Consider the following 23,023-nt stretch of genomic DNA (forward strand, 5'->3'; position numbering starts at 1 on the left):
GCCCCTGACTCGCTTTGGATTATAGTATATACTACTTTTCCTTATCATCGTCTTTCATTTTGTTAAACTAAAATTAATGTACTACATTCGAGAGAAAGATGCAAGATACCTTAATATTTATCGGCGATTTTTATCATATATCGACAATCGTGCCATAAAAAAATTGCCGGAATTAACCCGGCAATTTCTCATTACTTACGTAACTCCGCACCAAATTTCTCTTCTACCGTTGTTAATACACGGTTATGTGCTTCTGTTACTTCTTCGTCTGTTAACGTACGTTCTGCATCGAAGTAGGTCATAGAGAATGCAAGTGATTTCTTGCCTTCTTCCATTTTTTCACCTTCGTATAAGTCGAATAGCGCTACGTCTTTCAGAAGTTCTCCGCCAGCTTCAGCAATGACTTGCTTCATTTCACCAGCTTTTGTTTCTTTTGTTACGACAACAGCCATATCACGTGTCATAGATGGGAAACGTGGAATTGCTGAGTAGTAAGTTTCTTCTGCGTCTGCACCGAATACTTTTACAAGAGATAGTTCGAATACGAATGTATTTTTCACATCTAATTGTTTTTCTGCTTCAGGGTGCAATTGACCGATGAAACCAATTACTTCGCCATCTAATACGATGTCAGCTGTACGACCTGGGTGCATACCTTCACGTTTTGCTGGTGCATAAGTGATTTGGTTTGAAACGCCAAGTACATCGAATAATCCTTCTAGTACACCTTTCACAACGAAGAAGTCTACTACTTTCTTCTCACCTTGCCATGCATGGTGAAGAGCAAGACCTGTCATAACACCTGCAAGATGTTGTTCTTCTTTCGGAAGTTCTCCTGCTTCTGTCGGTAAGAAGACAGAACCTACTTCGTATAAAGCAACACTATCGTTTTTACGTGCAACATTGTATGAAACAGCTTCTAGTAGTTGCGGTACTAAGCTTAAACGAAGTTGGCTACGCTCTTCACTCATTGGAAGTGCAAGGTTTACAGGAGCTTTTTCATTTGACTCAACCATATATTGCTTCGCTTTATCAGCGCTTGTTAATGAATATGTGATCGCTTCATATAAACCAGCACCCTCTAGGAAGCGACGTACTTTACGACGTTTCGTTTGTGCTGCTGTTAATTTACCACGAGTCATTGTTCCAGAAGGTAATGTAACTGGAATGTGGTCATAACCGTATAGGCGGCCCACTTCTTCTACTAAGTCTTCTGAAATTGTAATGTCAGGACGACGTGCTGGTACATTTACATGGAATGTTCCTTCTACTTCTGTGAATGGGAATTTCAAGTTTGTGAACATTGTACCCATTTCACTCGCAGAAATATCTGTACCTAATACACGATTTACTTTTTCAGCAGTAACAGATACTGTACGCTCTTGTACTTGTAAGTTATCAGCTTCTACTACACCTTCAAGTGCTTCTCCGCCAGCGTATTTCGCCATTAAAGCAGCTGCGTGTTGAATTGCTTCAAATGTACGTGTTGGATCAATTCCTTTTTCAAAACGTGCACTTGATTCACTGCGAAGACCTAAATCTTTTGATGTACGGCGCACTGTTTGACCTGCAAAGTATGCAGATTCAATTAGAACGTTTACTGTCTCATTTGTAACTTCAGAATCCGCTCCGCCCATTACACCAGCAACAGCTAAAGCTTTTGTGCCGTTTGTAATTACAAGGTGGTGGCTTTGTAATGTACGTTCTTGATCATCTAACGTTTCAATTTTTTCGCCTTCTTTTGCAAGACGAACAACGATTTCTTTTGAACCTAATTTATCGTAATCGAATGCATGTAACGGTTGACCGTATTCCATTAAAATGTAGTTTGTAATATCAACTACGTTGCTAATTGGACGAATGCCAGCTGCCATAAGGCGAGTTTGCATCCAAATTGGTGATGGACCAATCTTTACGTTTTTAACCATTTTTGCAATGTATAATGGATTTTCTTCTTTCGCTTCTACACTTACAGAAATGTAATCAGAAGTTTTTTCTGCTGTTTCTTGTAAGTCGATAGCTGGAAGTTTTACCTCACGGCCGTAAATAGCAGCTACTTCATATGCAACACCTAACATATTTAAGCAATCTGCACGGTTTGGTGTTAAACCAAGCTCAAGTACTTCATCATGTAAGTTTAAAATTTCAAGTGCATCTGCACCAACTTCAGCGTCACTTGGGAAGATGAAGATACCATCTGCATATTCTTTTGAAACTAACTTTCCGTCAATGCCAAGCTCTTGAAGAGCACAAACCATACCGTGAGAAGCTTCACCACGTAGTTTTGCTTTTTTGATTTTGAAATTACCAGGAAGTACAGCGCCAACTTTTGCAACTGGTACTTTTAAACCTTTTGCAATGTTAGCAGCTCCACAAATAATTTGAACTGGTTCTTCTTCACCAATATCGATTAAGCATTTGCTTAATTTATCAGCTTCTGGGTGTTTTTCACATTCTAATACGTGACCAACTACAACACCTTTTACACCTTTATTTAATACTTCAACACCTTCTACTTCAATACCACTTTTCGTGATTTTGTCTGCTAGTTCTTGTGCTGTTACATCTTTAATATCTACATACTCTTGTAACCAACGATATGATACGAACATACTTATCCTCTCCTTCCCTTACGCTCGTTTGAATTGTTGTAAGAAACGTACATCATTTGTATAGAAATGACGAATGTCATCTACGCCGTATTTCAACATTGCGATACGCTCTGCGCCCATACCGAATGCGAAACCTTGATATTCTTTTGAATCATAACCAGCCATTTCAAGTACGTTCGGGTGAACCATACCTGCGCCTAAAATCTCGATCCAGCCAGTTCCTTTACAAGTACCGCAACCTTTGCCGTGACACATCATACAAGAAATATCCATCTCTACAGATGGCTCTGTGAATGGGAAGAAACTTGGACGAAGGCGGATTTCACGATCTTCACCGAACATCTTTTTCACGAATACTTGTAGTGTACCTTTTAAATCACTCATGCGAATGTTTTTATCAATTACAAGACCTTCAATTTGCATGAACTGGTGTGAATGTGTCGCATCATCGTCATCGCGGCGATACACTTTACCAGGACAAATAATTTTGATTGGGCCTTTTTCTTTATTATTTTCCATCGTACGTGCTTGCACAGAAGATGTATGTGTACGTAGTAACGTTTCTTCTGTAATGTAGAATGTATCTTGCATATCACGCGCTGGGTGATCTTTCGGTAAGTTTAATGCTTCGAAGTTGTAGTAGTCTTTTTCTACTTCTGTTCCTTCAGCTACTTCATAACCCATACCGATGAATACATCTTCAATTTGCTCAACAACAGCTGTTAACGGATGGTGACAACCTGTTTCAACAGGACGACCTGGTAGTGTAACATCAATTGTTTCAGTAGCTAATTTCGCTTCAATTACTGCTTTTTCTAAGTTACCAATTTTGTCTTCTAGACGCGTTTGAATCGCTTCACGTACTTCATTTACTAATGCTCCCATACGTGGACGCTCTTCTGCTGATAATTTTCCCATGCCGCGTAATACTTCTGTAATTGGGCCTTTTTTACCTAAATACGCTACGCGTACGTCGTTTAAGCCTTTTAGCTCTTTCGCTTCTTCAATAAGCTCTAACGCTTTTTGCTTTAGCTCTTTTAAACGTGCTTCCATTTGGAACCCTCCTAATTTTAAAAATAAAAAAACCTCGCTCCCAAAAAGGGACGAGGTAAATTCGCGGTACCACCCTAAATTGACAGAACAAGTCTGCCCACTCATTAGTTATAACGATCAATTCTGACCGGAACGCCTTTACATTTACATGGTCCTGGCGTCAACTCCAGAGGTGAATTCACTTCCGTCTACCATAAGAATGCTTTCAGTCTACGGCACTCTCTCCCTATATGGCGATTTTGTAAGCTACTCTTCTCTATCAACGTTTTTCGTTATTTAACTTTTAATATAATGTACTTCAACTTATTATAAGAAGTTTTTTATTTGTTCGCAACTGGGCTTTGCAAATAATACGTTAAAACCCCTGCTGCAACTGCAACATTTAATGATTCTGCCCCGCCGTAAATCGGAATATACAAGTTTTGATCCGTTTTCGCAAGAATTTCTTGGCTTACGCCGCTTCCTTCATTTCCTACAATTAATGCAAAACTACCGACCGGTGTTACTTCACCATACGGAACTCCATTTTCAAGAGCTGTTCCATATACAGGAACGTGTTGTTCTTTTAGCTTGTCTACCCATTCTTCTAAGTTACCTTTTACAACTGGCAAATGAAAAATAGAACCTTGTGTAGAGCGAAGCACTTTACTATTATATGCATCAACGCATCCTTCTCCAAGCACAACGGCATGAATACCAGCTGCATCAGCTGTACGAATAATTGTCCCTAAGTTGCCCGGGTCTTGAAGACCATCTAATAAAAGAAATTTTCCATCTGCAAGAGCTACTTCACTCTCGTGTTTCTCACAAACAGCAAATACACCTTGCGTCGTTTCTGTTTCACGAAGTACTTTTACGATTGCTTCAGGCACGATATACATTTCCACATCATTAACTATCCAATCTTTCGGAAGATCTGTCTGATCAGAAACGATAAGTTCTGTTACAACCCCTGCTTTTAAAGCTTCCTCAACTAAGTGGAATCCTTCTACAAAAAATAAACCTTTTTTATCGCGCTCTTTTTTCGTCTGCAGCTTTTTCCACTGCTTTACACGCGGGTTTTGTACTGAATCAATGTTTTTCATAATATGTATTTCCCTCTCTTCTTGTCTTATCATTATAGCCTATTTTTCATACATATTTACATAAAAAAGAACAAAAACTAACGTCAGTTTCAATTCTGAAGAAGAGGTGAAAGCAATGAGTTTTAATTTACGCGGTGCTGTATTAGCAAATGTATCTGGAAATTCACAAGACCAATTACAAGAGACAATTGTCGATGCAATTCAAAGCGGTGAAGAAAAAATGCTTCCAGGTCTTGGTGTTTTATTCGAAGTCATTTGGAAAAATGCTGATGAAAATGAAAAGCATGAAATGTTAGAAACGTTAGAGCAAGGATTAAAAAAATAAGCAATTTGAAAATCACCTTCGCATAAGCCAAGGTGATTTTTTTGCGAAAAAAATTTTCTTCTCCTAAACATTTCTACTTTACTAACGCTACCCCGATGGAGTACAATGTTCAAAATACATTTAAACCGATCGATTTTCTTTATAGACACCATTAGATAAAAGGAGTGAATGTTTTATGCACCGTATTACGCTTGAACAAATTTTTAAACACCATATTACACAAAAATACGTAAATCGTTCTGGGATGGTCCACGCGATTGCTGTCGCTTACCATGCGTTTCACTTAGCTAAAAAGCATCACGCCTCAGTCGATGCTGCAACAAAAGCTGGTTTCCTTCATGATATCGGACATCACACATGGTACAGTGAGGGAGAATGGGACTATGACTTGTATAAAAAGAATGATATACATGCAATTAAAGGAGCAGAAAGAGCTCATAAATTGCTTATTAGATTAGGAGAACATCCGAAACTAGCAAAAGAAATTTCTATCGCGATTCTTCTTCATACAGATTCTTTCTTAGTACAGCAAGAAATTGAAAGGACATCTCTTCAAAACATTATTAAATGGGCAGACGAAGCAGATGAAGAGCCGGGCGGAGCGCACCATTATAGAACGATTTCTTATGAAAAAGCACTTAAAGCTATTCAGCAGTTAGACCGATTGGTAGAACGTGAATTACAAATAGAGCAATCAAAATCGAACAATAAGGCAGAACATAGTTATCAATGAGAAAGAGGCATCACTACAGAGTGATACCTCTTTTATTATTTTATGGAAAATACACCTTTATATGTAATATTTAAATATTACATATAAAAACAAAATACTTTATAATTAAATATACAAATATAAAGAGGTGATTTTATACATGCAACCCGCTACACAACTTTCTAATGAACAGAAATACTCTATGTCATGGGGACAATTTATTAGCTCCGTTTTATTCGCTTTTTTCGGAACCGGACTTATTACTGTGTTCCTCGCAATGCCATTAACAATTTATACAGCAGGTCTTACAGATAAAAAACAAATTGCCTTATATGAATCTATCGTAAACACTGCAAGTATCGTATTACAACTAGCCGTTTTGTTATTCTTCATTTTTAAATTTGAACCCGCAAAAAAATTACTACTAAAATCATTTAACTTTAAAGTACTTAAAGAATGGCGTACATACGTATACTTTCTTCTTTTCTTCGTTATAAACATCATACTCAATTACATCTTGTTACATTATGTGTTCCAAGACGCAACAAAGCAGCAATCTTCCGCACTAAGCTTAGACGTCTTTAAGCAGTATCAAATATTATTACTTCTCAGCTTCGCAATACTTACACCAATTTTTGAAGAGCTTATTTTCCGTGGTTTTATACTTCGCTTCTTCTCAGAGCGCTTTCCATTTTGGATTGCAGCAGTTTTAACCAGTCTCTTCTTTGGTATCGCTCATACATACTCACTCGGAGTAATGATAATTACTTTCTTCACAGGATTATTAATGGCCATTTTATGTAAAAAAACAAAATCCATTATTCCAGCTATGTTATTTCATATTATGAATAACATGTTGGCATTCTTGAGTTAAAAAGAAGTATCATCGCAATACCTCTTTTTACTCTTTTATAACAACTTAAAAGTCTTCCGTTTGCACAGAACATCAATGTAAAATTATTACGGTCTGTAAATATTAGCTTCAAAATATCATTTTTACTACAATGATGACTTTTTTATAAACATTCTATAATCTTTATATTTAATTATTAAATACAAAAGGATAGGTGATTCACTATTATACAAGCCACACAACTAACTTACCCACAAAAGCATCCTATGTCACTCTCACAGTTTCTATTTTCGCTTGTTTTCGCGATTTGGGGAACAGGATTTCTAGCCGATCTCTTTATAGGCCTTCCTACCGTTATTTATACAGAAGGTTTAACCGATCCAAAACAAATTGCTTTAGCAAAATCACTTACTACTTTTGGGAGGCATTTATTTGTATTGTGCATTTTATTAATTTTAATTTATGCATATAAACCATTAAGAAATTTAATTGTCCCAACGCTAAACTTTACAGCATTAAAAAAAGTAAGCACATACATCTATATCATTCTTTTTTACGGACTATATATTGTTAATGACATATTTATAATTAGTAATCTTTTCCCTGATGCGGTAAAAGAGCAGTCATCCACTTTAAACCTAGAAATGTTAAAACAATACAAACTAGTATTGCTATTAGGTACCGCTATATTTGTACCTATTTTTGAAGAACTTATATTCCGTGGTATTATTCTTCACTTCCTACAACAGCGCTTCCCTTTTTGGATTGCAGCACTTGGGTCTAGCTTTCTCTTCGGAATAGGTCATATGTACTCAACTGGTGTGATGTTTAGTATGTTCATACTAGGTCTATTTATGGCTATTTTATGTAAAAAAACAAATTCCATTATTCCAGCAATGTTATTACACATACTGAATAATACCATTGCATTGTTATAGAACTTCCATCAGTGGTGGATTCTTTATCCTACACTGATTACTTCTTACTTAAAAATCAAATTTATTAGTGACACCCCAATTCCAGCTATATTATTTCATATTATGAATAACATGTTGGCATTCTTGAGTTAAAAAGAGGTATCATCACGATACCTCTTTTATTAATTCGTCTCATTACTTCTCATTTCTATCAATTTATACATATTTATTAATAATATCCAAAATAAACCTCATGTAGTAAAATATAACTGATTGCATAGAGGGAGATTCTATATGTTGAGCTTACTTTGGATTGTTTATATGCCACTTCTTGTTTTATGCGGATTTTTCGGTGATATTTTTTTAATTGTTACTAGCATGAAACATCGTAAATTATTTGTTGGTTTAATGGGGCTACTTAGCTTCTCCTTTGTCACACTACCTTTTGTTTTTTGGGGCATGTGAGTGGAGTCCAAGACAAAATTAAAAGTATACGTAATATGAGATTCATTATTTTTATCGCTGGAATATTAGGGGTTATCTTCTGGTTACTCATGCCTGTAGGTGATTCATACTCTATATAATATTTTTTAGAAACCAATAAATCGGAGGTAATACAGAAGTGTTTGGAATATTAACTTGGATGATTGTAGCCCTTACTTTGATGTTATGCCAATTCATCGTTGGCATTTTTTTAATTATTGCTGGTATTAAATGTCGTAAATCACTCACTATTATAGCTGGTTTAATCAGCATATCCCTTATCGTTGTTCCTATCATTTGTATAGGTTCTGGAATAGATTTAGAGGGGATGGTTCCTATTTCAGGAACTTTATATTGGAGTTTTTTCTCTTTAGCCGGACTATTAGCTATTATAAGCGGAAGACAAATATCAAGTATTCGTGCTATGGGAATGATTTTGCTTATAACAGGGCTGTGCTCCGTAACTGGTTATCATTTTTTATATTTAACTCTTTAAAAAGACAAAAAAGCAGGGAAATTAATTCCCTGCTTTTCTATTTGGCTTATTACCTGATGGTAAGAAGAACGATAACACCCAAGCAATCCCTGCGAGTATCGTTGCAATTAAGAAGGCATCGTTAATACCGTTAATTGCAGATAGCTTTGAAATTTGTCCATACAATAGTTGTGTGCTCATCGCATCTCCTGCTTGCGCTGATCCAGCTAAGGCCGCTAAGCTTTGCCCCATACCGTGTACTTTATCAACTAAAATTGGATTTGACGTCGTTAACATGTTGCCGTAATCTGCTACGTGAGCAGTCGTTTGTTGCGTCATAAGTGTAATTAATATCGCTGTTCCAATTGAACCAGCTACTTGTCTTGACGTATTTTGCGTTGCTGTACCATGAGAAATTAATTTCATCGGCAGTGCATTCATACCAGCTGTCATAATTGGCATCATAATGAAGGACATACCAATTGAACGTATAATATAATCCGTCATAATAACGCTATACGGTGTATCCATCGATAACGTTGTGAATTCATATGTTGCAAACGTTGTAATGGCTAATCCAACAATCGCTAACGGACGAATACCATATTTATCAAATAGTTTACCTGCAATAGGTCCCATGATACCCATAATTAATGATCCTGGTAGTAATAATAAACCTGATTCAATCGGCGTAAAGCCGCGAATGTTTTGCAGATATACTGGAAGTAATAACATACCTCCGAATAATGCCATCGTAACGATTGCGTTAATTACTAAAGTAAAAGTAAATACTGGATATTTAAATACTTGTAAATCCAGCATTTTATTGTCTGTCGTTAACTCTCTCCAAATAAATAACGCTAAACCAATTACACCGATAACAAGTGAAATAACAACTTCGGCACTAGTCCAACTATTATTTCCAGCTTCACTAAATCCATATAGTAAGCTACCTAATCCAATACTTGAACTAATCACACCAAATACATCTAATTTCGTATTAGACACTGGCTGAGCTAGTGTAAAGAATTTTAAAGATAGGAACGTAATAATTAAACCTATTACAAACATTCCGTAGAACATTAAGTTCCAGCTATAGTTTTCAATAACCCAGCCCGTTACAGTTGGTCCGATAGCTGGTGCTAAAATCATTGCAACGCCTAGTAATCCCATCGCTGCTCCGCGCTTATGAGGCGGGAATAATGTCATAAAAATATTCATACCAACCGGCATTAAAATACCTGCACCGACCGCTTGAATAATACGACCTGTCATCATCATTGTGAAGTTTCCTGATATAGCACAAATGATCGATCCTACTGTAAAGAATAACATTGCTGCTACAAATAATTTACGATACGTAAATCGTGAAACTAAAAAGGCACTAATCGGTACTAAAATACCATTTACAAGCATAAATCCTGTAATTAACCATTGTGCTGTTGAAGTTGATACGTTAAATTCATTCATTAACGGAGGCAATGCAACGTTAATGATTGTTTGGTTTAAAATAGAAACGAACATACCGAGAATTAATACTGTTACAACTGCTTTTACATTTACATTCTCTATAGGCATAGACGTTTGTTTTTTCGGCATTTCTTTTTCTTGTTTTACGTCTTCTTGCTTGCCTGTTTCTAATTCAACTACATTAGAAATTTCTACTTCTTGCTTTGGTGCTTTTTCTTGCTCTTCTACTTCTAGCTTACTTACTTCTATTTTACTTACGGCTGGGACTTGTTCTTCTCCCACGTTCGTTTTTTTCTTTCGTAAAAGACGATTTACAAGGAAGAAGACGATTATACAAAATAGTGCATATCCTACAATTGCAATTGAGGACATCTCATCTCCCCCTTACTTATGAATACGAACTGACACATTCATTCCAGGAACAATATTTACTGATTTACTATGGTCTAAAGAAATTTTAACTGGTACAACTTGCTTTACTTTTGTATAGTTCGCTGTCGCGTTACTTGATGGTAACATTGAAAATGTATTTGCTGTTGTTAATCCAACTTGTTCTACTTTACCTGTTAACGTTGTATCTGGGTATGCATCTACATACACATCTACTGTTTGACCTTTTTGAACATCGTCAATCACTGTTTCTTCAATATTTGCTGTTACCCATAAATTGTTCATATCAAATGCGTAAGCAATTGGGCTACCCGCTCCAACGAAAGCATTTGTCGTTGCGTTTGATTGTACAACTGTTGCATTTTGCGGAATTGTTACATCTACTGTTTGTTCCCCATTTGCTGCTGCTACAGTAACAGCACCTAATTTGTCGTTCTCATTGTAGTTCTTACCTACTTCAGCTTTCCAGTCCGTTAATTTACCAGCTACTGGTGAAGCAATCGGAATTACCTTTCCATCAATTTTTGCATTGTCTGTTTTTAAGTAATTTTCCGTTTGGTTGTAATAGTAGTAACCGCCAATACCGCCACCAACTAGTACAATTAATGTGATAATGTTGATAATTACCATTCTTCGAAACTGATTCATTGCATTCCTCTCCTTATATCGCATATAATTTTTTTCTAAACTATTTACGTCCTTATTGTTTAGATTGTTTAATTGTTAATTATATTAACTTTTAAACAAAAAAATCACACCATCTGCGGTGTAAATCGAAATTTATCTACCTGCGAGCGGTGCTGATTTCTGAAGGACTATCGTTTATAATTATAAATAATTATTTCGAATCTACAACCGACAATTTACGTATGAAATGTTGCTTAAACAACAATATAATATCAATATGTTGTTTAAGTATAGAAAATTAAACGAGGAGAAGTAAAAATGTCTATTAAAAATACAAATGATCCACGTGTAAAGCGGACGAGACAACTCATACAGGATGCTTTTGTCGCTTTAGTAGGCGAAAAGGGATTTGACGATGTAACTGTTCAACATATCGCAGAACGTGCTCCTGTAAATCGCGCTACGTTTTATAGCCATTACCATGATAAATATGACCTATTAGACAAAAGCATCGAAGAAATGTTAGAGAAATTAGCAGAAGTTATTAAACCCAAAAATAGAAATAAAGAAGAGTTTCAACTTACATTTGATTCACCACATCCGACATTTTTGGCTTTGTTCGAACATATCGCAGAAAATGTGAACTTCTATAACGTTATGCTTGGTGATAAAGCTGCCGGAAACTACTCTTATAAAATGATGAAAACAATACAAACTCATTTAACATTAAGCCTATCTATTTCACAGCCAGATGATAAAGACCTTATGGTTCCTCGTGATATTTTAATTAGTTATGTGACAGGAGCTCATATCGGGATGATTATGTCATGGTTAAAAAGAGGGATGATTTATACCCCACATTTTATGGCCATGCAATTAACTCGTTTAATTATTTTAGGTGCTCATACTGCAGCTGGATTAGAAAGACCTTTTTAAAACATAAAAAAGCGAAGGAGAACCTCCTTCGCTTTTTCTTATTAATTAAATGTAATGTTATGTACAGCCTCTTTATCAAGACGTTTAATAACTTCTACAATTAACTTCACTGCATTTTCATAGTCATCACGGTGTAACATTGCCGCATGAGAATGAATGTAGCGCGTTGCAATCGTAATTGCCATAGACGGAATACCATTTACAGCAATGTGAATTGCACCTGCATCCGTTCCTCCGCCCGCTACTGAATCATATTGGTACGGAATTTGTAATTCATCAGCAACATCAACTACAAAGTCACGTAACCCTGTATGTCCAATAACAGAAGCATCATATAAAATGATTTGTGGTCCATCACCCATTTTACTTTGTGCTTCTTTTGCCGTTACACCAGGTGTGTCACCAGCGATACCAACATCTACTGCGAATGCGATATCTGGTTTAATATAGTTTGCAGATGTTTTCGCACCACGAAGACCGACTTCTTCTTGTACAGTCCCTACGCCATATACAACGTTTGGATGCTTTTCATCTTTTAACTGTTTTAATACGTCAATTGCAATTGCACAGCCAATTCGGTTATCCCATGCTTTTGCAAGTAACATTTTTTCATTCTTCATCACTTGGAATTCAAAGTAAGGTACAACTTGATCTCCTGGTCGTACGCCCCACTCCATCGCTTCTTCTTGGCTAGAAGCACCAATATCGATGAACATGTCTTTAATTTCGACTGGCTTTTTACGCGCTTCTGGAGGTAAGATGTGCGGTGGTTTTGAACCAATTACACCTGTTATATCTCCTTTACGCGTTACAATTGTCACACGCTGCGCAAGCATAACCTGTGACCACCAGCCACCAACTGTTTGGAAACGAAGGAAGCCTTTGTCATCAATTTGCGTAATCATAAAGCCAACTTCATCTAAATGACCAGCAACCATAATTTTCGGGCCATTTTCTTCCCCTACTTTTTTCGCAACTAAACTTCCTAAATTATCAGTAGAAAGTTCGTCCGCAAACGGCTCAATATATTTCTTCATTACTTCGCGTGGTTCACGTTCGTTACCCGCGATACCACGTGCATCTGTTAATTCTTTTAGCATTGTCAATGTCGCGTCTAATTTTGTCATTGCCAACACCCTCCTTTTTCTTCAGTCACTTCATTATACAAAAGGAAATTGAAATATTCAAAAATTAAATTAGTATCCTTGTGTTTGACGCTGATGATTTACTTCATTTTTATCTAAATACGCCTTTTCAATCTCTTCTTGCTCAAACTCAAGCGCTTGTCCAAGTCGAAGATAGCTTGTAAATAATTCAATATAGTTCGTAATAGATGGTTGATCTGTAAAACGAATTACCTTCGCATATGTGTCTAAGAAAATTTCTACTTGTGTTTTATTCGTTTGTGCACATTTATAGAATAGGAAGTTTTTATCAATACCTAAATCAATTCCGATTGATAAAATAAAATGCAAACCATCTACGTATTCTTCTAATATTACTTCACGTTCTGATGCTGGTTTGTTGCTCCAATATTTAAAGCAACGTGTTTCATTTGCAAGTTCTCCAATTTCTACAAGAAGAGCTAACATTTTTTCTTTTAACAACTTTTTCGGTTGTAAGTCATGCTCTTTCGCAATACGGTCATCTAATTCTTTTTGTAATTTAAATAGTTGTAGTAAGTCCATTCTATTGTCCTCCTCCAACATCGCATTTTACGCAACAATGTTGTTTCATCTCAAAGTTCATTATTATTTTTCGTTTCTTATTAATAAGTCAGCCATTTACCTCTTTACAAAATAGCTTGTCCTTAATTTACAAATACGTTTCAATCATCACTTTTATATTGTACACTCTGATTGGTGATAACTAATAATTATTCAGGGATTGCCCACTGATAAAAATTTTATTTTATCTGATGAAAGTTCCATATCATCTTTCCATTATAGCAGTGTCGTTTCAGGTAGGAAAGATACTCTTCTTTCCAAAGGAGTATAATTGAAAAAAGCCAGGAGGATTCTCCTGGCTTCATATGTATATTCTTCTATATTGCTATAGCTTTTATATTGTTTTTGTCATATCATTTAGAATTTCTCTTTACATACAAACAAAAAACCTTAGAAGAAAAATCTTCTAAGGTTTCAACTAATTAATTAGTTAATGTTGTTTTTTGCAACTGTTGCTAATTCAGCGAAAGCTTTTTCGTCATGAACAGCTAAGTCAGCAAGCATCTTGCGGTTAACTTCGATGCCAGCATTTTTAAGACCGTGCATTAAGCGGCTGTAAGAAAGACCATTCATACGAGCTGCTGCGTTGATACGTGTAATCCATAATTTACGGAAGTCACGTTTCTTTTGACGACGGTCACGGAATGCATACATTAGAGATTTCATAACCTGTTGGTTAGCAACCTTGAATAATGTACTCTTAGAACCGTAGTAACCTTTTGCTAATTTTATAACTTTTTTACGACGTTGACGAGTAACTGTACCACCTTTTACTCTTGGCATAATATTACCTCCTAATTGTTCTATATATCAGCCGAACTTATTTTAAGTTGTCAAGCATTTGACGAATGCGTTTGAAGTCACCAGCGCTTACTACACCAGCTTTACGTAGTTTACGTTTAGCTTTTGTAGATTTGTTAGCGAATAAATGGCTTGTGTAAGCGTGAGAACGTTTCAGTTTACCTGATCCAGTCTTTTTGAAACGCTTTGCAGAGCCGCGATGAGTTTTTTGTTTAGGCATAGGTATTTCCTCCTCTATCTATTACTTATCGTTTTTCGGTGCTAAAACTAAGAACATACTACGTCCTTCCATTTTAGGCTTAGATTCAATTGTACTAACTTCAGCACAAGCTTCTGAGAAGCGATCTAAAACACGTTGACCGATTTCTTTATGAGTAATGGCACGTCCTTTAAAGCGAATTGACGCTTTAACCTTGTCGCCTTTCTCTAAAAACTTGATAGCATTACGAAGTTTTGTGTTAAAGTCGTGTTCATCAATTGTTGGACTTAAACGAACTTCTTTCATGCTAATTACTTTTTGATTTTTGCGCTGTTCTTTTTCTTTCTTCTGTTGCTCAAAGCGGAATTTACCGTAGTCCATAATGCGGCATACTGGCGGTTTCGCATTTGGAGCAACTAATACTAAATCAAGATTAAGATTTGCAGCTAAGTCTAAAGCGTCATTACGAGACTTGATTCCAAGTTGATCGCCATTTGCACCAACTAAACGTACTTCACGTGCACGAATTTGCTCGTTAATCATCATATCCTTGCTAATAGTAAGCCACCTCCAAGGTTTTCTCAGAACATATTTTGTAGTCATAGAACCCGACAAAAAAAGTGCGGGCATACGACACCCACACTTGTAAATTCTTAAGTAAGAAATACATTTACCTGTAAACTGCGAATGCGTCCATCAGGTGAGAAGCGGGTGCTTCTACTTGTTCCACAAAACAATATTCTATTATCCTTGATGAGTTTATCATAGGACATGACGTCTGTCAAGAAGACGCGATGTGTTTTACTAACAACAAGAAATATTGTAACAAACAACTAACATACTTGCAATACTTTTTTATGATAAGTATAGTTTGGTTATTTTTTCTAGTTTTTCTCTTTTATAATACATATAAAAGCCGCGGTATACCGCGGCTCTGTCTTATCGTTTTCCTTCTACTTTAATCATATCAACAAAAGCATCTAGTGCAATTGTTTCTGATTTTTGTTCACCATATTTACGTACGTTTACGCCGTTTTCAGTCACTTCATTGTCACCTACTACAAGCATGTACGGAATTTTTTGCATTTGCGCTTCACGGATTTTGTAACCGATCTTCTCTTCACGAGTATCTAATTCAACACGGATACCAGCACGACGTAATTCGTCTTGTACTTTCTTCGCATAGTCTAAATGTACTTGCGGAGAAACTGGAATTACTTGTGCTTGAACTGGAGCTAACCAAGTTGGGAATGCACCTTTGTATTCTTCAATTAAGAAGGCTACGAAACGTTCCATAGTTGATACAACACCACGGTGAATTACAACTGGACGATGTTGTTTACCGTCTTCACCAACGTAAGCTAATTCAAATCGTTCTGGAAGTAAGAAGTCTAATTGTACAGTTGAAAGTGTTTCGTCTTTTCCAAGAGCAGTACGAACTTGAACGTCAAGTTTTGGACCGTAGAATGCCGCTTCACCTTCAGCTTCATAATAATCAAGACCCATTTCATCCATAGCTTCTTTTAACATACCTTGTGCTTTTTCCCACATCTCGTCATCAGCATAGTACTTTTTAGTATCAGCTGGGTCACGATAAGATAGACGGAATGAATAGTTCTCCAAACCGAAATCTTTGTACACTTCTAGCGTTAAGTTTACAACACGTTTTAACTCTTCTTTAATTTGATCTGGGCGAACGAAAATGTGCGCATCGTTTAAAGTCATTCCGCGTACACGTTGTAATCCAGATAACGCACCTGACATTTCATAGCGGTGCATTGTTCCAAGTTCCGCAATACGGATTGGTAATTCACGGTAGCTATGAATATCATTTTTATAAACCATCATGTGGTGAGGGCAGTTCATTGGACGAAGAACTAACTCTTCATTATCCATTTCCATTGATGGGAACATACCATCACGGTAGTGATTCCAGTGACCAGAAGTTTCATAAAGCTCTCTGCTTCCTAGTACTGGAGTGTATACGTGATCATAGCCTAAGCTTGCTTCTTTATCAACGATGTAACGCTCAATAATGCGGCGGATTGTTGCACCTTTTGGTAACCAAAGTGGTAAACCTTGTCCTACTTTTTGGCTATTAGTAAATAGTTTTAATTCTTTACCTAATTTACGGTGATCGCGCTCTTTCGCTTCTTCAAGCATACGTAAGTGCTCATCTAATTCTGCTTTCTTAACGAATGCAGTACCGTAAATACGTTGTAGCATTTTATTATTGCTATCACCGCGCCAGTAAGCACCCGCAACGCTTAATAATTTAAATACTTTAATTTTCCCTGTAGATGGAAGGTGAACACCACGGCAAAGGTCGAAGAATTCGCCTTGCTCATAGATTGAAATAACTGCATCTTCTGGAAGATCGTTAATTAAATCTAATTTTAACTCATCGCCGATTTCTTCAAAGCGACGAAGTGCTTCTGCGCGTGGTACTTCATGACGAACGATTTCTAAGTTCTCGTTCACAATTTTTTGCATTTCTTTTTCGATTTTCTTGAAGTCTTCAACTGTAATTGCTTCTTCCATATCAATATCGTAGTAGAAGCCATTTTCGATTACTGGACCAATGCCAAGCTCAAGCTTAGCATCTTTATATAAACGTTTTAACGCTTGTGCTAAAAGGTGGGCTGTTGAATGGCGTAAAATGTATAAGCCATCTTCAGAATCTAATGTAATAATAGAAACTGCACCATCTTCTTCGATTGGTGTAACAAGATCGATCATCTCATCGTTTAATTTTCCAGCCACAGCTTTTTTCTTTAAGCCTGGGCTAATAGAAGCTGCGATTTCTTCAGTTGTTACGCCTTTTGGAAACTCCTTCACAGCTCCATCAGGGAAAGTAATTTTAACTACATCTGCCATCACTGGTCACTCCTCTTTTTTTCAAAATAAAAAACACTCATCCCGTAAAAAGGGACGAGTGTTGAATTCGTGGTTCCACCCTTGTTCCAATTAACCTTATTGTTAATTGCTCAAGTTCAACATAACGGTGTTGTCCGTTAGCAATTACTAGAAAAAACCGTTCACTGCTAAAGTTTAGAGGTGGTAAGTAATAATCTCGTACTAGGAAGCTCACACCCTAAGGCTTCCCTCTCTGAAAATCGTAGAAAACTACTCATGTCCTCATCATGACATTTCAATATATTTCATTTATGTAGGTAATTATATGCTCAAAAACTTAGAAAATCAAGGGCGTTACCTTTATTTTTTAAATTTTTCACATTGCGCTCAAACTCATGTAATCCATGTAATTGGACCCGTTCTTGAAATACATTTCGCAAAGTAATAATCATATTATGGTCTTGTTCTTTCGTATATAAATAAATTTTTTTCGGCGAAATAGAAAGAAGTGGTGCAATTACTTTCGTATCAATATATACATCCTTTTGCTGTAATAATTCCTCGTCTATATATTGGACTAATTTCTCCTGTTTTAAACGTCTACCTTTATCATCATAGAAAATAAAACTTTCATCAAAAATAAGATGCACACAGGACAAACGTGATTTTCTGCTGCGTACTTGTTGCCTTAGCGTCTCAATAAACATTTGATATTCTTGTTCCAACTTATACTCATCAATCGACACTTCAGCAAGCTTAGTTACCATTTCCCTATATGTACGAAGGCGAAAGCGAACATATGATGAAAACGAAAACGAAAGCGGATCACAAAGCCAGTTATTTAAAGAGGATTTAATATATGATTCAAATGTATGGCGTGTTAATTCACGAGCAATCCCTTTTCTTCTTCCGTTTAAAATTTCTTGTGCCATATTCAATATTTGATGACACTCTTCCTCTTCTTCATAAAAAAACTTTTCTTTTAAGATTGTATAAATCCACTCATTTTGCTTTACATTCACAATGAAATATACCATTACTGGCAATAAAATCTTTTCAATATAATTCGATTCACATACTGGTATGTGAATCGCCACCTTTTGTTCCTGTAAATACACATTCGTTTCCTTATATAACAGTCCCGCTCTTTTCAATAGTTGTCTATATACATGCATAGCATCATTTTTTTCTTCGAAGCAAATTTCAATCACTTTTGTCCCCCCTTTTATCCCTGCTCTAAAGGATTGTATCTATACGTTACAAATCCTATAAGAGTCCGTCCCGCGTGAAGTTCACTCTTAGTAGAATTACATTTCCTATCGTTAGAAAATCCACTCGATATGGCTTGCTAATTTTATATATATTAAGGGAGGGAGAAAAAAATGATACAAGCTACAATGAATTTTCCATAAGACCTTTTCGTTTTACAATTCACCTAGTCTGAAAAGTGTTCAAAACGAAAAAAGAGCAAGCTTTTCAGCTTACTCTTTACTTATGACGTCGGTTTTTCCCGCCAATTGGAATTGGCTTCGCTAAATATTTAATTCGTTCCATAATACGCGCTGCTTTCATTTGTTCTGCTTCACCACGTTGTGTATACGTTAAATGATGTTCCAATTCCTTGAAATCAAAGTTAGACGTAAAGAACGTCGGTAAGTTTTCTAACATACGGAATTGCAAAATTGCGCCAAGTACATCGTCACGCACAAAGCTTGACATCGCTTCTGCTCCGATATCATCTAGCATTAAAACTTGTACGCGTTTCACCGCATCAATCTTTTCCCCAATCGAATTATCTTGAATCGAACTTTTAATTTCACGTAGAAATTCAGGGAAGTATACGAGCATCGAACTTATTTTCTTTTGAGCAAGCTCATTCGCCATTGCTCCTAACAAATACGTTTTCCCTACACCAAATTTACCGTACAAATACAAACCTTGTACTTTTTTACCAGGTTCATATGTACTTAAAAATTCATTGGCAGCACCAATTGCATCAATACGCGCATCTAAATCTGAAGGATCTAAATTTTCCATCGTTGCCTGTAAAATGTCAGTTGGCATATATACACTTTGAACGAGTTTTTCATATTTCTTTCTCTCGTCATACGCTACTTTTCTAACGCAACGATCGTATTGAATATCAATCATCTTCCCTTGGATAACAAGCTTTGGCTCATATCCTTGCAGCATGTTTTTACACGAACCTAGATCCGGACAATCCGCGCAACCTACACTTTGCCCAATATATTCGTATAACTTCACAAGGCTGCGCTCAATCATAGAAGTTGTTACTTCACCTTGATGTTCGTCTATAAATTCTTTCACACGCGGATGTGCCATTACTTCCGCCTTTAATACTTCATATCTATTTTTAAAATTTTTATTTTCCATTAACTTTGCAAATGAATTTTGAATATGCTCCATTTTCTCACCTCAAAGAGCGTTCATTCTCTTCTATTAATCACGCTTATATTTTTTTAACACTTCTTCTAGTCGTTTTCGTTCATCGTCTAACGTACTCGCATCTTTTTTCTTACTTATATCTTTCTTCACTGTTTCTGTTTCTTTCTCTTGTTCTTTCGGCTCTTCTTTCAGCCAATCTGGTACCATTTCTGTTCGCACTGTTTTCTTCGACGTACGACCTTTTTTCTTCGTCTCAGCCCATTCTTGATATTGACGATTTTCTTCTTTCGCTAACGCCATTGCTTCAGCTACTGTACCGACCTTTTTACGTGCCCAATGCCCAGCAATTTTCTCCACATACGTTTTCGCAAGTTTCATATCTGAGCGTAGCATAACGTAATAAATAAGTACATTCACAACACCTGGCGTTAATTTTTGATTGATCATTACATCTTCAACGATTTGTAAGTCAGCCTTTGTCGCCTCTGCACCACCAGAGATTTCTTTCAATAGTTGTTTTGGTGAGATTTCCTCTAACTGTTTGATTAACATCTCTTCTTGCGTAGAAGGCTCTTTCCCTTTCATCATACGTGCAGCGTGAGGCTGTACCCTTTCACTTAATACAGGTAACGCTTGACCGTTTTCGAACTGATACCAATCACGTGCTCCTTTTCTAAGCCTTTCGATATCAATTGTCTGCATCTCTGTCACCGTACCAAGAACGATATTTTGCATCGATAACACATCTACATCGTACACGTAAGCAAGTGTAATGACACACTCTCGCACTTGATCTGTAATTGCCTTTTTAGGGACAAGAGCGGACAAGCCATCTACAAATAAGGAGAAATCAAAGAAATCATTCCAAACTTTCGGAGCATCTCCCTTCTCGTTACTTGGCATGGCTGTCGTTTTTGGAATACGAAGATCTTCTTGCGCATGCTCAAGCTGTCCTGGATTAAACGAACCAAACACATCATTGAAAGAACGCGTAACATTTTCATAAGAAGCAAAATCAAATTCTTCTTCTAAGAAATATTGCTTTACTTGATTATATTTTGTCCGACTCAATCGATTGTATAAAAAGATGCTTAACACAATATCATCAAAAAACTGCTTCGGAGATAAAGGTGGTTGCAATTCGTATATAAACATTCGAATATCTTTTTCTTTCTTAATATATACCTTCAAAAGCCCAATTGCCTCTAACTTTACTCGTTCCTCATATATTTCGGGAAGCTGCATTTGCATGGTCACCATAAGGGAATGATGTGTATTCTCTTTTCCAAACACACGATCTTGCTCAAGCTCCCCCCATAGCGTCATATATAAGCTAAAAGCTCTACTACCTATTAATGGCTGATACAACATCGTTAACACTTTTCGGTCGTAATTATGCAGTAACCCTTTCGCATTTACTTTATAACGATCAATTGGCAATAGCTCCATCCATGACTGTTTTTCCATTCTTGCTTGTCCTTTCTCTCATCCAATCTATCCTCTACTTCATTCATTCTATCTTCATTATATAATTTCTTAGCGAAAAAGAGCTATTAGCTTTCGCTTCTAGCTCTCTTATCTCATTACTTACGGTATGTAAAGAGAATAAAATACAACTTCTACTCTCTTTCTTTTTGCAGTATATCTTTTAATTCTTCAATAAATACATTTAAATCTTTAAATTGGCGATATACAGAAGCAAAACGCACGTAAGCAACATCATCAATATCACGCAGTTCTTCCATAACAATTTCACCAATCATATCACTTTTCACTTCTGATATACCTAAATTACGAAGTTCACGTTCCACACTTTGAGTTACTTCTTCTAATTGTCTTAAAGATACTGGTCTTTTTTCGCACGCTTTAATCAAGCCGCGCAAAATCTTTTCTTTATTAAACTCTTCTCGTGTGCCTTCTTTTTTTACAACGATAAGAGGTGACTCTTCTACTCTTTCAAATGTCGTAAAGCGACTTAAACAACTTTCACACTCTCTCCTTCTTCGAATAGAGCGCCCCTCGTCTACCGGACGCGAATCTAACACTCTTGTACCATTATGAGAACAGGATGGACAACGCAATATATTCACTCCTTTACACTATACTCTTTATTTTTTCTCTACTTACTTCATCTGACAATATATATACAATATTATATAACTCATTCTAACTCTCTTACCACTTTAAGTTTAAGCACATTATTTTATCATCTCGTTTTCAAAAATAAGATGGTAGATGGGGTGCTAACTTATTCATAAGAGCTTAATTTATTAACTAACGAGTACGTTATATTTTTCCTTTTTTATAAACTAAAAAAGAGGTGCATTATACACCTCTTTACATTTTAAATCAATTATGTTCTTTTTTAAAGAGCTTTTGTTTCTCTCTGCTTAATTTCGAAGCTACCAGTGCCTCGAGGAAGCTCGATGCTCTCACGCGTTTTTGCGTTTAAACCTTCTGCAATATATTCTGCAGCAACATTTGGATCAATACGATCCCCACAAGTATAAACATCAATACTTGCGTAACCGTGCTCCGGAAAGCTATGAATTGTTAAATGTGATTCCGAGATAATTACTACTCCACTTACACCTTGTGGTGCAAATTTATGGAAAGCAACCTCACGCACTTCAGCACCAGCTCTCAGTGCTGCATCCACAAATAATTGTTCAATATACGGCATGTCATTAAGCTTGTCGAAATCGCAATCCCAAAGTTCAGCGATTACGTGACGACCCATCGTATCCATAGTATCCATTCTACAGTTCCCCCTTGTAAATTTATTCTAACTGTTCGAATTGAAAACTAATTTGCAATTTGGCTTGCTCCACTACCACGGGGGAAAGTTAGTCCAGAGAGGTCCTAACCCTTTAAGTAGTGACTACGTACCTCAGCTCTTAAGTTTACGAGTGTTAGTATACTTTGTTTATTTTCATTTTGCAACAACAGTTTTTTCGATTTTCTGTCATATTTTCCTCTTTACTTTTCCCTAAAAAAAATAAACGATTCACAAATACAGTAATCACAACGTTTCGTGGTATGTCCACTTTCAAAAATATACTTATATAATTTTTTCCCTTTTCAGAAAAAAATAAA

General features: G+C 36.3%; 22 protein-coding genes, 2 pseudogenes and 4 other annotated features (1 of these 28 running past the window's edge). Of the genes and pseudogenes, 8 read left to right on the plus strand and 16 right to left on the minus strand.

Annotated elements, in window-relative coordinates:
* Positions 1 to 57 (minus strand) — a binding site (T-box leader); it reaches 195 nt to the left of the window's first position.
* A 134-nt stretch (positions 58 to 191) separates the two neighbouring features.
* The 3 genes from pheT to KZZ19_RS22255 form a co-directional block, all read right to left on the minus strand.
* Positions 192 to 2,612, minus strand: a complete 2,421-nt coding sequence (gene pheT / locus KZZ19_RS22245) for a phenylalanine--tRNA ligase subunit beta (RefSeq protein WP_237981681.1) — start codon at positions 2,610 to 2,612, stop codon at positions 192 to 194.
* Between the two features lie 18 nt (positions 2,613 to 2,630).
* Positions 2,631 to 3,665, minus strand: coding sequence for a phenylalanine--tRNA ligase subunit alpha (gene pheS / locus KZZ19_RS22250; protein ID WP_000388220.1), 1,035 nt, complete (start codon positions 3,663 to 3,665; stop codon positions 2,631 to 2,633).
* 43 nt (positions 3,666 to 3,708) lie between these two features.
* Positions 3,709 to 3,937: a binding site (T-box leader), on the minus strand.
* Between the two features lie 48 nt (positions 3,938 to 3,985).
* Entirely contained in the window at positions 3,986 to 4,783 is a 798-nt protein-coding gene (locus tag KZZ19_RS22255) for a TrmH family RNA methyltransferase (RefSeq protein WP_237981682.1), read from the minus strand.
* A gap of 82 nt (positions 4,784 to 4,865) precedes the next feature.
* Between KZZ19_RS22255 and sspI the strand changes: the two genes are divergently transcribed.
* The 7 genes and pseudogenes from sspI (at position 4,866) to KZZ19_RS22285 (ending at position 8,536) form a co-directional block, all read left to right on the plus strand.
* Positions 4,866 to 5,075 (plus strand): small acid-soluble spore protein SspI, encoded by a 210-nt coding sequence (sspI, locus tag KZZ19_RS22260; protein WP_000009509.1) that lies wholly within the window; start codon positions 4,866 to 4,868, stop codon positions 5,073 to 5,075.
* 175 nt (positions 5,076 to 5,250) lie between these two features.
* Complete coding sequence (locus KZZ19_RS22265; protein ID WP_000554785.1) at positions 5,251 to 5,808, plus strand: HD domain-containing protein; 558 nt, start codon at positions 5,251 to 5,253, stop codon at positions 5,806 to 5,808.
* Between the two features lie 139 nt (positions 5,809 to 5,947).
* The gene (locus tag KZZ19_RS22270; protein WP_088097940.1) at positions 5,948 to 6,661 is read left to right on the plus strand and encodes a CPBP family intramembrane glutamic endopeptidase; all 714 of its coding nucleotides are present in this window, start codon (positions 5,948 to 5,950) and stop codon (positions 6,659 to 6,661) included.
* A 203-nt stretch (positions 6,662 to 6,864) separates the two neighbouring features.
* On the plus strand, positions 6,865 to 7,578 hold the full coding sequence (locus KZZ19_RS22275; RefSeq protein ID WP_237981718.1) for a CPBP family intramembrane glutamic endopeptidase: 714 nt from the start codon (positions 6,865 to 6,867) through the stop codon (positions 7,576 to 7,578).
* 273 nt (positions 7,579 to 7,851) lie between these two features.
* Positions 7,852 to 8,019 (plus strand): annotated as a pseudogene (locus tag KZZ19_RS31210) (DNA-binding protein); the annotation flags it as partial.
* 2 nt (positions 8,020 to 8,021) lie between these two features.
* Positions 8,022 to 8,141: pseudogene (locus KZZ19_RS31215) on the plus strand (DNA-binding protein); the annotation flags it as partial.
* 38 nt (positions 8,142 to 8,179) lie between these two features.
* On the plus strand, positions 8,180 to 8,536 hold the full coding sequence (locus KZZ19_RS22285; protein ID WP_237981683.1) for an ammonia permease: 357 nt from the start codon (positions 8,180 to 8,182) through the stop codon (positions 8,534 to 8,536).
* Between the two features lie 21 nt (positions 8,537 to 8,557).
* On the opposite strand, the gene KZZ19_RS22290 is transcribed toward KZZ19_RS22285, so the two are convergent.
* Complete coding sequence (locus KZZ19_RS22290) at positions 8,558 to 10,357, minus strand: DHA2 family efflux MFS transporter permease subunit (protein ID WP_237981684.1); 1,800 nt, start codon at positions 10,355 to 10,357, stop codon at positions 8,558 to 8,560.
* A 12-nt stretch (positions 10,358 to 10,369) separates the two neighbouring features.
* Positions 10,370 to 11,023 carry an HlyD family secretion protein gene (locus tag KZZ19_RS22295; protein ID WP_016086016.1) on the minus strand — a complete coding sequence of 218 codons (654 nt, stop codon included), beginning with the start codon at positions 11,021 to 11,023 and terminating at the stop codon, positions 10,370 to 10,372.
* A 297-nt stretch (positions 11,024 to 11,320) separates the two neighbouring features.
* Here KZZ19_RS22295 and KZZ19_RS22300 point away from each other — a divergent pair, with 297 nt between their 5' ends.
* Positions 11,321 to 11,938 (plus strand): TetR/AcrR family transcriptional regulator, encoded by a 618-nt coding sequence (locus tag KZZ19_RS22300; protein ID WP_088097945.1) that lies wholly within the window; start codon positions 11,321 to 11,323, stop codon positions 11,936 to 11,938.
* Between the two features lie 41 nt (positions 11,939 to 11,979).
* Here the strand turns inward: KZZ19_RS22300 and KZZ19_RS22305 are convergent, their stop codons facing one another.
* From KZZ19_RS22305 to speD, 11 genes are all read right to left on the minus strand, one after another.
* Positions 11,980 to 13,065, minus strand: coding sequence for a M42 family metallopeptidase (locus KZZ19_RS22305; RefSeq protein ID WP_088097946.1), 1,086 nt, complete (start codon positions 13,063 to 13,065; stop codon positions 11,980 to 11,982).
* Positions 13,066 to 13,134: 69 nt separating this feature from the next.
* Positions 13,135 to 13,626, minus strand: coding sequence for a dUTP diphosphatase (locus KZZ19_RS22310; protein WP_000365050.1), 492 nt, complete (start codon positions 13,624 to 13,626; stop codon positions 13,135 to 13,137).
* Positions 13,627 to 14,091: 465 nt separating this feature from the next.
* Positions 14,092 to 14,448: a 50S ribosomal protein L20 gene (rplT, locus tag KZZ19_RS22315; RefSeq protein WP_001138364.1), complete on the minus strand. Its 357-nt coding sequence runs from the start codon at positions 14,446 to 14,448 to the stop codon at positions 14,092 to 14,094.
* A 37-nt stretch (positions 14,449 to 14,485) separates the two neighbouring features.
* Positions 14,486 to 14,686: a 50S ribosomal protein L35 gene (gene rpmI, locus KZZ19_RS22320; RefSeq protein WP_001125946.1), complete on the minus strand. Its 201-nt coding sequence runs from the start codon at positions 14,684 to 14,686 to the stop codon at positions 14,486 to 14,488.
* Positions 14,687 to 14,707: 21 nt separating this feature from the next.
* The gene (infC, locus tag KZZ19_RS22325) at positions 14,708 to 15,211 is read right to left on the minus strand and encodes a translation initiation factor IF-3 (protein WP_000973214.1); all 504 of its coding nucleotides are present in this window, start codon (positions 15,209 to 15,211) and stop codon (positions 14,708 to 14,710) included.
* 62 nt (positions 15,212 to 15,273) lie between these two features.
* Positions 15,274 to 15,394 (minus strand) — a sequence feature (ribosomal protein L20 leader region).
* A gap of 210 nt (positions 15,395 to 15,604) precedes the next feature.
* Positions 15,605 to 17,542: a threonine--tRNA ligase gene (gene thrS, locus KZZ19_RS22330; protein ID WP_000786073.1), complete on the minus strand. Its 1,938-nt coding sequence runs from the start codon at positions 17,540 to 17,542 to the stop codon at positions 15,605 to 15,607.
* Between the two features lie 47 nt (positions 17,543 to 17,589).
* Positions 17,590 to 17,819 (minus strand) — a binding site (T-box leader).
* Between the two features lie 31 nt (positions 17,820 to 17,850).
* Positions 17,851 to 18,732, minus strand: a complete 882-nt coding sequence (ytxC, locus tag KZZ19_RS22335; RefSeq protein WP_237981685.1) for a putative sporulation protein YtxC — start codon at positions 18,730 to 18,732, stop codon at positions 17,851 to 17,853.
* Positions 18,733 to 19,009: 277 nt separating this feature from the next.
* Positions 19,010 to 19,948, minus strand: a complete 939-nt coding sequence (gene dnaI, locus KZZ19_RS22340; protein WP_000400114.1) for a primosomal protein DnaI — start codon at positions 19,946 to 19,948, stop codon at positions 19,010 to 19,012.
* Between the two features lie 33 nt (positions 19,949 to 19,981).
* Positions 19,982 to 21,394: a replication initiation and membrane attachment family protein gene (locus KZZ19_RS22345; protein ID WP_237981686.1), complete on the minus strand. Its 1,413-nt coding sequence runs from the start codon at positions 21,392 to 21,394 to the stop codon at positions 19,982 to 19,984.
* Between the two features lie 152 nt (positions 21,395 to 21,546).
* The gene (gene nrdR, locus KZZ19_RS22350; RefSeq protein WP_001203687.1) at positions 21,547 to 22,008 is read right to left on the minus strand and encodes a transcriptional regulator NrdR; all 462 of its coding nucleotides are present in this window, start codon (positions 22,006 to 22,008) and stop codon (positions 21,547 to 21,549) included.
* A gap of 284 nt (positions 22,009 to 22,292) precedes the next feature.
* Entirely contained in the window at positions 22,293 to 22,676 is a 384-nt protein-coding gene (gene speD, locus KZZ19_RS22355) for an adenosylmethionine decarboxylase (RefSeq protein ID WP_002003660.1), read from the minus strand.
* Positions 22,677 to 23,023: the final 347 nt, after the last annotated feature.

Source organism: Bacillus thuringiensis, assembly GCF_022095615.2.
Lineage (GTDB): Bacteria > Bacillota > Bacilli > Bacillales > Bacillaceae_G > Bacillus_A > Bacillus_A cereus_AG.

Coding starts and splice junctions, on each gene's coding strand:
- KZZ19_RS22290 (WP_237981684.1), bottom strand. CDS start 10,357: ATGTCCTCAATTGCAATTGTAGGATATGCACTATTTTGTATAATCGTC.
- KZZ19_RS22265 (WP_000554785.1), top strand. CDS start 5,251: ATGCACCGTATTACGCTTGAACAAATTTTTAAACACCATATTACACAA.
- thrS (WP_000786073.1), bottom strand. CDS start 17,542: ATGGCAGATGTAGTTAAAATTACTTTCCCTGATGGAGCTGTGAAGGAG.
- rpmI (WP_001125946.1), bottom strand. CDS start 14,686: ATGCCTAAACAAAAAACTCATCGCGGCTCTGCAAAGCGTTTCAAAAAG.
- speD (WP_002003660.1), bottom strand. CDS start 22,676: ATGGATACGATGGGTCGTCACGTAATCGCTGAACTTTGGGATTGCGAT.
- KZZ19_RS22345 (WP_237981686.1), bottom strand. CDS start 21,394: ATGGAAAAACAGTCATGGATGGAGCTATTGCCAATTGATCGTTATAAA.
- KZZ19_RS22310 (WP_000365050.1), bottom strand. CDS start 13,626: ATGGACTTACTACAACTATTTAAATTACAAAAAGAATTAGATGACCGT.
- KZZ19_RS22270 (WP_088097940.1), top strand. CDS start 5,948: ATGCAACCCGCTACACAACTTTCTAATGAACAGAAATACTCTATGTCA.
- pheS (WP_000388220.1), bottom strand. CDS start 3,665: ATGGAAGCACGTTTAAAAGAGCTAAAGCAAAAAGCGTTAGAGCTTATT.
- sspI (WP_000009509.1), top strand. CDS start 4,866: ATGAGTTTTAATTTACGCGGTGCTGTATTAGCAAATGTATCTGGAAAT.
- rplT (WP_001138364.1), bottom strand. CDS start 14,448: ATGCCAAGAGTAAAAGGTGGTACAGTTACTCGTCAACGTCGTAAAAAA.
- KZZ19_RS22300 (WP_088097945.1), top strand. CDS start 11,321: ATGTCTATTAAAAATACAAATGATCCACGTGTAAAGCGGACGAGACAA.
- infC (WP_000973214.1), bottom strand. CDS start 15,211: ATGATGATTAACGAGCAAATTCGTGCACGTGAAGTACGTTTAGTTGGT.
- pheT (WP_237981681.1), bottom strand. CDS start 2,612: ATGTTCGTATCATATCGTTGGTTACAAGAGTATGTAGATATTAAAGAT.
- KZZ19_RS22305 (WP_088097946.1), bottom strand. CDS start 13,065: ATGACAAAATTAGACGCGACATTGACAATGCTAAAAGAATTAACAGAT.
- dnaI (WP_000400114.1), bottom strand. CDS start 19,948: ATGGAGCATATTCAAAATTCATTTGCAAAGTTAATGGAAAATAAAAAT.
- KZZ19_RS22295 (WP_016086016.1), bottom strand. CDS start 11,023: ATGAATCAGTTTCGAAGAATGGTAATTATCAACATTATCACATTAATT.
- KZZ19_RS22255 (WP_237981682.1), bottom strand. CDS start 4,783: ATGATAAGACAAGAAGAGAGGGAAATACATATTATGAAAAACATTGAT.